The organism is Anaerolineae bacterium, from assembly GCA_013178015.1.
Classification (GTDB): domain Bacteria; phylum Chloroflexota; class Anaerolineae; order DRVO01; family DRVO01; genus Ch71.
Genome location: JABLXR010000029.1, coordinates 1 through 12,488, shown reverse-complemented (window position 1 = coordinate 12,488; position 12,488 = coordinate 1). Strand labels below are relative to the sequence as shown.

10 protein-coding genes are annotated in these 12,488 nt (G+C 64.9%); 1 reads left to right on the top strand and 9 read right to left on the bottom strand.

The window, feature by feature from the left end:
- Positions 1–68: 68 nt before the first annotated feature.
- The 5 genes from HPY83_12030 to HPY83_12010 form a co-directional block, all read right to left on the bottom strand.
- Positions 69–1,133, bottom strand: a complete 1,065-nt coding sequence (locus HPY83_12030) for a Gfo/Idh/MocA family oxidoreductase (protein ID NPV08671.1) — start codon at positions 1,131–1,133, stop codon at positions 69–71.
- A 991-nt stretch (positions 1,134–2,124) separates the two neighbouring features.
- Positions 2,125–3,234 carry a hypothetical protein gene (locus HPY83_12025; protein ID NPV08670.1) on the bottom strand — a complete coding sequence of 370 codons (1,110 nt, stop codon included), beginning with the start codon at positions 3,232–3,234 and terminating at the stop codon, positions 2,125–2,127.
- A 24-nt stretch (positions 3,235–3,258) separates the two neighbouring features.
- The gene (locus HPY83_12020; GenBank protein ID NPV08669.1) at positions 3,259–4,011 is read right to left on the bottom strand and encodes a carbohydrate ABC transporter permease; all 753 of its coding nucleotides are present in this window, start codon (positions 4,009–4,011) and stop codon (positions 3,259–3,261) included.
- Positions 4,012–4,207: 196 nt separating this feature from the next.
- Positions 4,208–5,095, bottom strand: a complete 888-nt coding sequence (locus tag HPY83_12015; protein NPV08668.1) for a sugar ABC transporter permease — start codon at positions 5,093–5,095, stop codon at positions 4,208–4,210.
- 143 nt (positions 5,096–5,238) lie between these two features.
- Entirely contained in the window at positions 5,239–6,597 is a 1,359-nt protein-coding gene (locus HPY83_12010; protein NPV08667.1) for an extracellular solute-binding protein, read from the bottom strand.
- 238 nt (positions 6,598–6,835) lie between these two features.
- Here HPY83_12010 and HPY83_12005 point away from each other — a divergent pair, with 238 nt between their 5' ends.
- Positions 6,836–8,005 (top strand): response regulator, encoded by a 1,170-nt coding sequence (locus HPY83_12005; GenBank protein NPV08666.1) that lies wholly within the window; start codon positions 6,836–6,838, stop codon positions 8,003–8,005.
- Here the strand turns inward: HPY83_12005 and HPY83_12000 are convergent.
- From HPY83_12000 to HPY83_11985, 4 genes are all read right to left on the bottom strand, one after another.
- A complete protein-coding gene (locus HPY83_12000; protein ID NPV08665.1) occupies positions 7,932–10,175 on the bottom strand; it encodes a hybrid sensor histidine kinase/response regulator in 2,244 nt (747 codons plus the stop codon). The two genes, HPY83_12005 and HPY83_12000, sit on opposite strands and share 74 nt — an antisense overlap.
- Before the next feature lie 153 nt (positions 10,176–10,328).
- The gene (locus HPY83_11995; protein NPV08664.1) at positions 10,329–10,937 is read right to left on the bottom strand and encodes a DUF2085 domain-containing protein; all 609 of its coding nucleotides are present in this window, start codon (positions 10,935–10,937) and stop codon (positions 10,329–10,331) included.
- Position 10,938: 1 nt separating this feature from the next.
- On the bottom strand, positions 10,939–11,433 hold the full coding sequence (locus tag HPY83_11990; GenBank protein ID NPV08663.1) for a TlpA family protein disulfide reductase: 495 nt from the start codon (positions 11,431–11,433) through the stop codon (positions 10,939–10,941).
- Between the two features lie 88 nt (positions 11,434–11,521).
- The gene (locus HPY83_11985) at positions 11,522–12,232 is read right to left on the bottom strand and encodes a cytochrome c biogenesis protein CcdA (GenBank protein ID NPV08662.1); all 711 of its coding nucleotides are present in this window, start codon (positions 12,230–12,232) and stop codon (positions 11,522–11,524) included.
- Between the last annotated feature and the right edge of the window lie 256 nt (positions 12,233–12,488).

Genomic DNA, 12,488 nt, shown 5'->3' with positions numbered 1-12,488 from the left:
GACGAAGGGGCACGGCACACCGTGCCCCCGCCCTGCCTGTGCGCGTGGCGGCCCACCCGCAGGTCGCTCTAGAGCTTGGCCACCCTTGGTTCGGGGACCCAGTCCTCGGGCAGAGGAAGCGTCACTTCCCTGCCCTCCTGCGCCGACTTGTACACTGCCATCACCAGCTCCAGCGTCTCCAGCCCGTCCCGGCCGGAGACCATGGGCTCGCGATCTTGCAGAATGGCATCCACGAAGTCCTGGATCACCGGGACATGGCCCTTGTGCCCGATGGCCCCCGGGTCGGCGTGTCCGGTGGGCAGGGCACCGGCACCCGACTCCACCGCCTGGCCCACTACCGCCCACTGGGCCAGGGCCGAGCCCTCCAGCACCGCCGAGCCCCTAGTGCCGTGGACGTCCAGCCTCTCGGGGAAGCCGGGGTACAGGGCCGTCGAGGCCTGGATGACGCCCAGGGCGCCGCTCTCGAACTCGACCAGGGCATCTACCAGGTCTTCGACTTCGATGTCGTGCAGGGCGGTGCGGCGCCGGGCGAATACCGAGCGGACCGGGCCGCCGATCCACTTGAGCAGGTCAACCATGTGCACGCCCTGATTGATGAGGGCTCCTCCCCCATCCATGGCCCAGGTGCCGTGCCAGGGGCTGTCCGAGTAGTACTTGGGCTCCCGGTACCACTTGACGTAGGCGTCGCATTGGATGAGTCGGCCCAGCTCCCCCCGCTCTACCGCCGTGCGAATGCGCTGAGCCGGCTCAGTGAAGCGCTTCTGAAAGATGACCGCGATCTTGGCCCCGGTCCGCTCTCCCGCTTCCACCAGCTTCCTTCCCGCCGGGAGCGTTATGTCAATGGGCTTCTCCACCAGGACGTGCTTGCCCGCCTCGGCCACCATGGTGCCCAGCTTGGCGTGAAGCCCGCTGGGAACGCACACGTGCACGGCGTCCACGTCGTGGCGCTGGAGGGCTTCAGACAGGTCGTACACGGCGGGGACACCATACTCTGCCGCCAACGCGTCGGCCCGCTCGCGAGCCGAGTCTATGACCAGGCTGAGTCTGGCATTGGAGACCTCGGCGATGGCCCGGGCGTGGATGGCGCCTATGAGCCCGCTACCCAGGATGGCGAGGTTGACTTGGTTGGCCACTATCACTCCTCCGTCGGGGGTCTGCATGTTGAGCCGCTGGGGCACTAGGCATTATACCGGCGGGCCGAGGGGAGGCAAGGGGATCGTAGCAGTTCAGCGTCGGGCTACAGACGCCGACCAGCGCCGTCGCTCAGCGCCATCGCTGCGCTGACACTAGGCGAACGAGCCCCGACTGCACCACAGGCAGACCTTCCGTCAAGAAGTGCGCCCGCCCGCGCGCCGTCCCTCGAAGTGCCTACCGCGCCTGGCGCACCTTCCTTGGAGGAGTGCGCGCGCCCTGTCCCCAAGTGCCCACCGCGCCTGGCGCACCTTCCTTGGAGGAGTGCGCGCGCCCACGCGCGCTGTGCCGCCAAGAGCCTACGGAGCCTGGAGGTGCGGACTCCTCAGGACGAGGCTGGAACCGGCGAGGATGCGAGCACCTAGCCCCCTAGCCGGCGCAAGAGCCTGCCTTGAGAGCCGGTGAGGAAACCACCTGCGCCCGTCTGCTCCGTGCGACTGCCGGCTGAACCCACTCGTCCCCCCATCCTGAGCTCGTAGAGGGGATCAGGTAGCAGCCGTGACAGTGAGGATCTGGCCCAGCGGCGGGGGCGGATGGCTGAAGGCGCCCGCCCGGGCGTGCGCTGCGGGATCCCTGGCCCAGCAACACATCTGGCTCGCCATCGCCCGATCTGGGGTACCCGGCACTACCCTGGCGCCGGCCGATCTCCAGAGGCCCCTCGCCTTGGCTGAGCGGTGGGGCCGCTTCGCTTGCGGTGCCGCCCATCTCTACTTGGCGGAGCGAGATGGCCTGCCGCCGGTAACCGCAGACCCCAGGCTGTACAACGCTGTAGCAGAGGAGCTGCCGTGGGTCGTGCGGGTGGGGGAGGGGGAGGATAGGATCGGTCTGGAAGGGGACCAGGGCACGGCTGAAGGTCCTGATGGTCCTCCACCCCCAGGCGGCCAGGCCAAGCGGGACGGGCGCACCAACTGCCTCCGGCCGAAACGTCGAGTTCTAGTCGGGATTGGCGCCAAACTCGAGCCCCGCCTTGATGAACTCCAAGTAATTGTTCACCTGGGTGGGGGACGCCGTGGGCCACTCCATGAAGCCACTGGTGGGACAGAGAATGAAGCCGCCCCCTCGCGCCTCCTCGATGGCGGTGCGGACCAGCTCCCGTATGCGCTCTGGGCTGCTCCGGAACATATCGTCAGCCTCGATGTTCCCCTCGAGGCACATGCGGTCGCCCACCCTCTGGCGCGCCTCCGCCAGGGTGATGTCACCGTTGGGCGGGGGCTCGATGGGGTTCAAGCAATTGACGCCCATCTCCAGAAACCCCTCGATCACTGGCCCCATTCCGCCGTGGCAGTGCACCCAGAGCAGCTTACCCGCCTGACGGATGGGCAGCGTGAACTTCTTATCCACTTGCACCACGAACTCATAGAAGTCTCTGGGAGTCATCAGCGGCGGGATGCACAGCTCTGGGCCAACATAGCCAAACACTGGCCCCACCCCCTGCTCGAGCATGTAGAACACCAGGTCGGTCAAGCGCCGCTCGGCCGCATTGATCATCTCGCGGAGCAGGTCGCGCTTCTCTATGCTCCAGAAGGCCATGAGCTCACTGCCCATTAGGGTGTAGATGTGGTACATCGGCTCGCCGATGTAGGCCATCATCAGGCCGCGCTCCCCCAGCTGATCGCGCTTCTCGAAGAAGGGCGAGAGGTCAGGCCGCGACGGCACGTAAGGAACTGACAGCCAGGCCAGGGCATCCTCTTCGCTCTGGACAAAGAACTTGAGCACCCGTCCCGGCTTGTGTTGCGTGCTCACCGCCTCCACCTGTGTGATGGAGCCACGTGGCGTTTCGTACGTGGTTACCCTGTCAACGAAGCCCTCGTGCCGGCTGGGCCGATCTTTCACTTGCATGGGCACCGGCACATCCGACCAGAAGAGGTTCAGGTACGGTCCCCAGCCAGCGCAGAGATCCGTGTGTTCTAGGGCCGCATCCAGAATGGGCCGGAACGAGGGGTGCCACACCTTGGTCCAGGGCTCTGCCCCCCAGACGCGAATAGGCACCCTGTCGACAGGCTGAGACTGATAGGCGGCCAGAAGCCGTTCCCGTGATGACATCCTCTGTGCTGTTGCCATGTGCCCCTAGCCCTTGAGGCCCGTTAGGGCGATCCCTTCTATGAAGTTGCGCTGCATCAGGAGGAAAACCACGAGAACCGGCACGAACATGATGGCAGCACCGGCCATCTGAAGGTGGGTCTGAGCTATGTACTGCTCTGTGAACCGGGACATCGCTATCGGCAGAGTCCACAACTCACGGCTGTTGATAATGATCAAGGGCCAGAGGAAGTTGTCCCAGCTCCCAAGGAACGCGAATATCCCCAGGGCCGCCAGAGCCGGCTTGCATAGAGGCAACATGATGCGGCTGAAGATGTACGGCTCCGATGCGCCATCTATGCGGGCCGCCTCAAGCAGGGGCCTAGGGACACCAAGCATGAACTGACGCATCAGAAATACCCCAAAGGCGGTGACCATAGAAGGTACGATCAGGCCCCACATAGTGTTCACTAGCCGCAGTCGTGCCATCATGATGAAGAGAGGAATCATGATCACCTGAAAGGGGATCATCATGGTGGAGAGGATAATGATGAATATCACCGTGCGCCCGGGGAAGTCGTATCGGGCGAAGGCGAACCCGGCCATGGCACTGGTCAGCAACTGAAGGACGGTGATCGTGGTCGCCACGAAAGCACTGTTGAAGAAATAGCGGGAGAAGCCGACACGAGACCACACCTCGACATAGTTGGCGAGGGAGTACTTAGCCGGCGCGAACCATACTGGTGGTACCTTGATAACTTCCGACAGCGGCATGAGCGAAGCGGAGAGCATCCAGATCAGCGGCAAGAGCATCCACACACCGCCGAAGGCCAGCAGCAGCAGGCCCACCAGCAGGGCCACTCTCTCACCCACATTGAGACCTCGCAGTAGTCCCCGTCGCCTGGATCTAGGCTTGGGCACGGCCTGGTTCAGAGCCATGTCATGCGTTCCTCGGGATAGCGTGGTCCAGCCGCAATTCCGGGGCTGACGTCCCCCGTCAAGAGTACTCAAACTCGCGTTGGGTAACGCGTAGCTGGATGATCGTGATGACCAGTATGATGGCGAACAGAATGAAAGCCAGGGCGGCACCATAGCCCAGCCGGTTCGCTCGGAAGGCCATAGAGTAGATGTGATACACCATCACTCGAGTCGAGTTGATCGGCCCCCCAGCCTCTCCCCCGGCGCCGGTGGTCATGATGACTGCAGGAGTGAAGACCTGCAGTGACCCGATCACCGAGGTCACGGTCAAGAAGACAATGGTGGGGTTGAGCAGCGGGAAGGTAACCGAGCGGAAGCCTTGCCAGCGATTGGCGCCGTCAATCCGCGCGGCTTCCATCAGTTCGCGCGGGATGGTCTGCAGGCCAGCAAGGAAGATGACCATATAGTAGCCCAGCCCCTTCCAGATGGCTACGATCATAATGGCCGGCAGCGCCCACTGCGGTGAGGCCAGCCAGCGGATGCCGGTGATGCCGATCAGGCGTAGGAAGCTGTTGACCAGGCCCCAGCGTGGCTCGAACATCCAGATCCAGACGAAGGAGACCGCCACCCACGAAGTGATGACGGGGATGAAATAGGCAGTGCGGAAGGCCGTCCGCAGCGGCAACCCCTCTTGGTTCATCACCAGTGCGAGCAGCAGGGAGATGGCCAGACTGACGGGCACGGCGCCAACGGTGTAGATGAAGGTGTTCTTGATGCTCTTGACAGTCAGAGGGTCGCTGAAGGCCTCCGCATAGTTGCGCAATCCGATGAAGGGGTACGGGCGCGGGATCAGGCTCCAATCGCGCAGGCTGATCCAGAAGGCGAAGACTATGGGAAATAGCAGGAGCACTATCAAGAAGAAGAATGCTGGCGACAGGAACACATAGGCCCACGCCAGATCATGCAATCGCTGGCGACTCCAGCGACTTCTCTGGACAAAGGGTATACCCGCTTGGCTAACCATAGACCTTTCTTCCGTCGCTCGCGAGCCCGGCGTCGGCGGCCAACTAGGGCTTGGGTGCGGGCCGCGGCCCGCACCCAAGGGTCGCGCTACGCTTTCGGTGTGTGTGTATCGATGACTTTGTTGAGGTTCTCCACCATGGTGTTGAACGACTGTTCCGTGGCCTCACCGCCGATGACGACGCGGTCCCTGGCGTCCGTGAACTCCTTGCACCACTCTGCCCAGCCGACCCATTCCCATGGGGAAGCGTACTTGATCGAGTCCATGACCACCACAGCGTTGGCGTCCTGACGGAACCGCGGCTCATCAGCCAAGTCCTTGTGGCTTGGAAGGTCCCCCGCCACGTCAACCCAGGTGACCTGTGCCGGTTTGTTCGTGCAGAAGTGCACCCACTGCCAAGCGGTATGGTAGTCCGGTGCCCACTTTCCGACCACCCACATCCAATGCGAGCCTGCGGTGTAGAGGTCTTGTCCGGCTGAGCGCGGGGGGAAAGGCGAAATGGTGTACTCCAGATCAGGTGCGGTGATGCGCAGCGTGCCTCGCGAGACTGGATGCCCGATCTCCATACCGGCCTTGCCCAACGCGAACCTGTTCTGCCCTTTCATGAAGGCACTGTCGTCAGCGTCTGCTGAGAGCTTGCAGAACCACTCAAAGGCCTGGAAGATCTCAGGGTAGTCGTGCCAGACTAGCCGGTTTGTCGCCGGATCGATCCAGTGGGTTCCATCCTTCTCCCGCTGGAGGAACTGCTGGTACAGGGTCGTCTGCCAGGCGCAGTAGTAGTTAGTGTTGCAGCCGATCTGGTCGGTCTCCCCATTCGTCTTCTTCATCATCAACATCGCCTTCTCATAGAAGTCGGCGTGGTCGATGAATGGTTCCGTGGGGTCCAGACCCGCCTCCTCATGTATGACGTTGTTGCGATAGATAAGCAGAGTCTGGACGTTGAGGGGAAGGCCGTAGTAGACTCCATCCTTCTTGCCTCTTGCGATGGTCCAGTCCCAGTAGCTCTCCTCTATCTCTGCGGTTGTTATGATGTTCTCGTCGACGGGTACTAGGCTGCCACCCAGTACATACTCATCGATCAGGCCCATCGGAATCATGAACACGTCAGGGGCCGAGCCTTTGCCAGCGGCGATCGCCGATGCTAGTTTGCCCCAGAATTCAGCCCAAGGAATGGACTGGAAGTCGATGCTGACATGCGGATACAAGTCCTCGAACCGAGCCTTGAACGACTCAACCGCCTGAACGTAACTCGCCGCATGGTGCTGCCAGTGCGTGAGGGTCACCGGTGCCTTCTCGGCGGCCTCGGGGGCGACGACCACCGTCTCCTTCACCACCTTCTCCACTACCTGTGGTGTCGCCGGCGCGCAGGCTGCCAGCGCCGCCGCTCCCCCGAAGACCCCGGCCGCTCGGAGGAAACTCCTTCTGGACAGTCCGTGACTGTTTCTCATCGTGACCTCCCCCAATCCTCTGATCTGCTGAAGTGCTGCCCCAGCCGCCAGGGAACGCGCCTGGCAGGCCATCCCATAGTCAAAGTATAATGACCCCCGAGTAGCAACGCTTGACAATCCAACGACAGAGTCTGTCACGGTTGCCTGCTCCGCCATAGCGCAGTCTTGAGCGCCCGACGGGCACGACGCGCATGTGCTGACGCGACGGACCGCAGATCGCGCGCTTCGGAGCTACTCCATGCCTGGTCCGATCACCAAAGAGCACGTCCGCGAGGCATTGCTGGCCCTCTACAGCCCGGCCGAGCTCGAGCGGACCGAGCTGGCCGCCGCCCTGCATCCAGCTCGGGGCCCCCAGCGCGGCCACGCCCTCCGCCGCCTCCTCCTGGACGCCATCGAGGCCCTCCGCCCCACCGGCAAAGTGGCCCCCTCCGCCTCCGAGTACCGCGCTCATGAGTGCATCAGCCTCCGCTACATCTCCAGCCTCTCCATCGAGGAGATAGCCGAGGAGCTCGCCCTCAGCACCCGCCAGGTCTACCGCGACCTGCGCTGGGGCGAGGAGCGACTGTGCGAGCTCCTGGCTCGAAAGCTGTCCGATCGCGACATCGACCAGCGCCAGGACTCCCTCGACAGCGAACTGGGCGCCCTCGCCGGCACTCCAGAACGGGTGGACCTCTCCCGCCTGATATCTCAGGCCACGGCCACCGTCGCCCCTCTGGCCGATGCCTGCGGTATCCGCCTGCACCGCCGGGAGCCGGATCAGGAGATGGTGACCAGCGCCAGCCCCGGCATCCTGGGCGAGATCATCACCCAGCTCCTGAGCGCAATTGTCCAGAGCACCGATCGCGCCGAAGTTGAGGTGGTGCTGGAGGCGCAGGGCGACGACATCCTCCTGTCGCTGCCGGTCGGGCCTGAGGAAGACATGGCCCGCCGCGACCTGCTGCACTCCGCCCTGCGAGTCGCCGAAGCCCAGAATCTCCGCCACCGGTACGTAGGCGAGGGGGATGAGCGTTGCCTCCACCTCATCCTCCCCCGCTGCGGCGACCGGCGAGTGGTGGTGGTGGAGGACAACCCGGCCGCCTTCGCCCTCTATCAGCGATACCTGGCCAACAGCGAGTGGCAGCCCATCCTCGCCCCCAGCCCCCGGGTGGCCGGCAACCTGGCCGCGGCGACCCGGGCCGAGGCCGTGCTGCTGGACATCATGATGCCAGAGACGGACGGCTGGCGCGTCCTGCAGGCACTCAAGGTAGACGAGCGTACCCGAGACATCCCCGTGATCGTGTGTTCAGTAGTGGACGACCCGGCGTTGGGATCGGCGCTGGGGGCCGCCGCCTACATCACCAAGCCCGTGTCTCGGCCGGTTCTCCTTCAGGCTCTGAACCAGGTGATTCGAGGGCGAAGGCAGGCTTGAGGCGCCCCAGGCAGGCGCGGATGAGCTCCAGAGTGTCCTCCTCGCGGAACCCCACGCTGGAGGTTACGGCGAACGCGCGCGGGCTCGTCGCCGGGCCCTCCAGCCCCGGCTGCACCGCTGTCACCGCGATGAGGACGGGACAGCGGTCCCCGCCATCCTTCCGCAGCGCCCGAGCAACGGCTCGGCCATCCAGGCCCGGCAGCGCGATGTCGAGCAATACCACGTCTACCCCGCCGTCACTGCCCGGCGAGCCTTCGCCCTGCCCGGAGCCGGCCCGCCCCTTCTCCTGCAACAGAGCCAGCGCCTCCTCGCCCTGGTGGGCCCAGGCCACCTCGTAGGGTTGGGGCAGCGCCTCCAGAATGCGCCGCACCAGGCGGACGAAGCCCCGATCGTCGTCCACCACGAACACCCGGCGGGCCTCCGGGAAGCGCGCCAGCGCTCCCAGCAGCTTCTCGCTGGTGACAGGCTTGACCAGCCAGTCGTCGAAGAGGTGTCGCTCCGAGGACCAGCTCCCGGTGGGTAGCGAGCACTGCAGCACCGGCACCGGCTCCGGGACGATGGGCGGCAGCGGCCCTTGGGTGGCCCCTTCGGCGGGCGGGGGCACGTTGAGGATGATCGCCCGCGGGTGTCTCTCCCGGGTGAGTCTGCGCGCCGTCACCAGGTCGGGGGCCGCCAGCACCTGGTAGCCCTCCAGGTGCCGGGCCAGAAAGGCTTGCCCCTCGCCCTCATCCACCAGGATCACCGCCGGCTCAGCCTTGATGGTAGGCTCGGCCTGGCCTGCCGGCGCCGGCAGAGAGACGACCCGTTTCTCCATCAGGGGTAGGGTGAAGTAGAAGGTGCTTCCCTGACCCAGAGTGCTCTCGGCCCAGATCCTTCCCCCGTGCATCTGCACGAATCGCTTGGCGATGGCCAGCCCCAGCCCCTTGCCCACCCCCTCGTCCCCCTGGGGCATGGCGCGGGCCTCCTGGCGGAACTCCTCGAATATGGCGTCCAACTGCTCCGGAGCGATGCCGGAGCCGGTGTCGGCCACGCCGATCACCACCTCTTCCGCGTTGAGCTCCACCCGCACCGCTATCTCACCCTGAGCGGTGAAGCGGCAGGCATTGGCCAAGAGATTGAGCAGTACCTGGCGCACCCGAGTCTGATCCACATACAAGCTGGGCAAGCCGTCGGGAACGTCAGAAGTCAGGCGCACCTCCGGCTTCGTCAGCAGCAGCCGGCCCGCCAGGGCCGTGACCTCCTCCACCAGGGCCTTCAGGTCGGTCTGCTCCCGGTGGATGGGCATCTTGAGCGCCTGGATGCGGGCCAGGTCCAGGATGTCGTCTACCAGAGAGGACAGGTATCGAGCGCCCCGCTGGATCTCCCCCAGGTCCCGCCGCAGGAGGGGAGTCCAGTTCACCTCCCCGTACACTTCCGGGTACTGCTGCATCACATCCACGAAGCCCAGGATTATGTTGAGCGGCGTGCGCAGTTCGTGGCTCACAGTGGTGGCGAACTGCTCCTTCAGGTGCCGGGCCTCCTCCGCTTCCCGGGTAGCCAGCGCCAGCTCGGAGAGGCTACGCTTGAGCAGGCCATTGGACACCTTGAGAGCTTTGTTGAGCCGGTTGATCTCCTCCTGGCGGGCCCGCACCTCCCGCACCAAGTCGCCCGTCACTCCCACGTGTCTCCACGAGTCGGCCAGTGCGCCCCGGAAGCTCTGGGCCACCAGGAGACCCATTCCGGTCACCGAAAGGTAAAGCACGGTGTAGGCCCATAGGGTCTCAGTCGGTCTGGGCCCGCCCGCGGCCACAGCGACGGAGAAGCCCAAGGCGAGGATAGGCGGCACCCACAGAGGGAGAGTCAGGGCCGCCTGGAGGAGAGGCAAGGCTAGGAAAAGCAGGGCGACCTGGTAGCCCAACGCGGCGTAACAGAGGTAGGCTGCGGTCGCGGCTGCGGCAACCTGTATCGCGTGAGCCCAGGCGCCCCCCAGCCTCGGCCGCAAGAGGGGAACCAGGCAGGCGGCGGTGGCCGCCAGTAGGATTCCGACCACCCGGGCATCCCAAAGGGGGACAATCAGAGTGCGGTACCATCCGTACCAGCCCACCAGCCCCAGCACCACGCCCGTCTGCAGGGCGATGTTCCGCTGCAACTCGGCCCAGCTGTGGTGCTGTGGTTCACGCATCAGCGCCATATCCCCTCCTGCCGCCATCACGCGGCCCAGCCCCTGAGGTAGGCCGCAGCCTGGGCAACAGCACTCAGATGCCGCCGGTACTACGCTAGTCCTCGCTGGTCTTTCTACACCAACTCCTTCTGATCAGCGTGTATCGGCGTCGCATCTGCGTCATCAGCGTTCCATTCCCCTCAGCTGGCGCAGTCCAGGGCCGAAGCGCTGCTCCAACTCCCGACGCGTATCATCCATGCCTCGACGAAGAAAGGGGTAGGCGAAGAGAGCCGTGCCTACCCCGAACAGCAGCCCCGTCCCCAGCCTCAGTGGCCAGGCGCTCGTCCTGAGCCCCAACAACTGAGTGAGCCCGTCCACCGCGACGGGCAAGACGAAGACCAGCAGGTAGATTCTGGTGTTGCTCAGGCGCGCCCGGCCGGAGGAAGCAGCGTAGGCCAGCCCGCCCAGGAAGAGCCCCAAGTAGACGCCCACGTCGCGCTGGCAGAAGGCCACCTGCCGGCCGTAGACGTAGAAGGACCGCTCCGGGTACTGATGACACACCCGCCGGTAAGCTCGAAAGAGAGCACTGCCCGGGCCCTCCAGCCCCGCTGCCTGGAGCAACGGAGCGGCGAACGCCAGGCCCACCACCAGGAGGAACAAGCCGTTGAACACTAGGGCCCAGTGCCTCGTCAGCCAGTAGATGGCCCGGTCAGCCTCCACCACCAGGCGTCGTTCCCAGCCCGGCACCGACCGTGCCTGCGCCGGCTCTAGCCCCTCGCCGTCGGCGGCCACCTCAGCCCTGCTCCGAGAGATAGGAGCGGATGCGCTCCAGCGACAGCGGTCCCAGGTGCTGGGCCGTGATCACTCCCCCGGCATCCAGGAAGAAGCTCATCGGTATGCCTCGGACGTTGTACGCCTGGGCCGACTCCCCCCCATCGTCCAACGCCACGGGGAAGGTCAGTCCCAGTTGCTGCGCATAGGACGACACCTGGCCGGCGCTCTCGTCTATGTAGACGCCCAGGACCACCAGCTCGGGCAGGGTTTCGTGAGCAGCCTGAAGCTCAGGGGCCTCCTGACGGCAGTAGCCGCACCAGGTGGTGCGGAAGTTCAGCAGGAGCGGCCGCCCTCTGAATTGCGACAGCTGCATCTCCTGCCCTTCCAGGCCCGTCAGGCGCACATCCGGCGCCAAAGCACCCACCTCGGCCGCTACTCGGGGAGAGCGCTCTCGGCTGTCGTAGGCAGCGTACGCGGCCACCACTAAGAGTACGCCCAGGCCCGCCAGGGTCACTGCCGCTAGCGTCCTCCCGAGGCTCGCCGACCGATTCCTGTCGCTACCGGAAGCGCTCATGGATGCTAGCTCTCGCCCACAGCCGGCATCACTGGAAGCCGATGAAGCTGCCGTACCGCGACAGCACCACCAAGGCATCGAAGAACACCGCCAGGCCCACAGCAATTACCAGCACACCGCTAGCCACCTCCACCCACCGCACCGCCCGGCTGAAACGCCGAATCAGGGGGACGGCGTACCCAGCGAAGACAGCCGCCAGCAGGAAGGGTAGGCCCAAACCCGCCGAGTAGACGCCCAGGAGCACAACACCTTGGCCCACCGTCTCGCTGCCGCCGGCCAACATGTATATGGCCATGAGCACGGGTCCCACACAGGGCACCCAGCCCGTAAAGAGGAAGGCGCCGGTCAGGAATGAAGCCACATATCCCATCCCCGGATTCGCCGACGACCGCAGACTGCGCTGCCGTAATAGGAAGGGCAGGCGCAGTACTCCCGTCAGATGCAGCCCGAGGGCCACCAAGGCCACGCCCCCGAGCCGCTGCAGCCAGGGAAGCTGGCGCCCCAGGGCCCGCCCTAGCGCCGTAGCTGCCGCACCCGACAGCACGAAGAGCAGGCTAAACCCGAGAACGAAGAGGGCAGCGTGAGCGAGAAGGTGTGCGCGCCTGGCCGCCCACCCATCCAGGCTGAGGCCGGTGAGCATCCCCAGGTAGGCGGGCACCAGAGGGAGCACACACGGAGAAGCAAACGAAGCCACGCCGGCCAGGAAGGCCACGGTGAGCTTGACCCCCTCAGCTTCCATACCACCTCAACTCGGTCGTCTCGAGCATACCCGGCGATTATACACCACGCTCACCGGCCGACGCATTGACCGGACACCTGGCGTAGGGCTTTCTCAAAGTCGGGGAGGTGAGCGGAGCAAGGGGTGAGCCGGAGGGGATGCGAAGCGAGCCTCACTTGGTTATTGTAAAGCTGAGAAGCAAGCACTAACCAAGGAGGCTCAAGGTGCAGTATAGCACACTCTCCTCTGATCAGATGACAGCGGTGGGTCCGGTGGT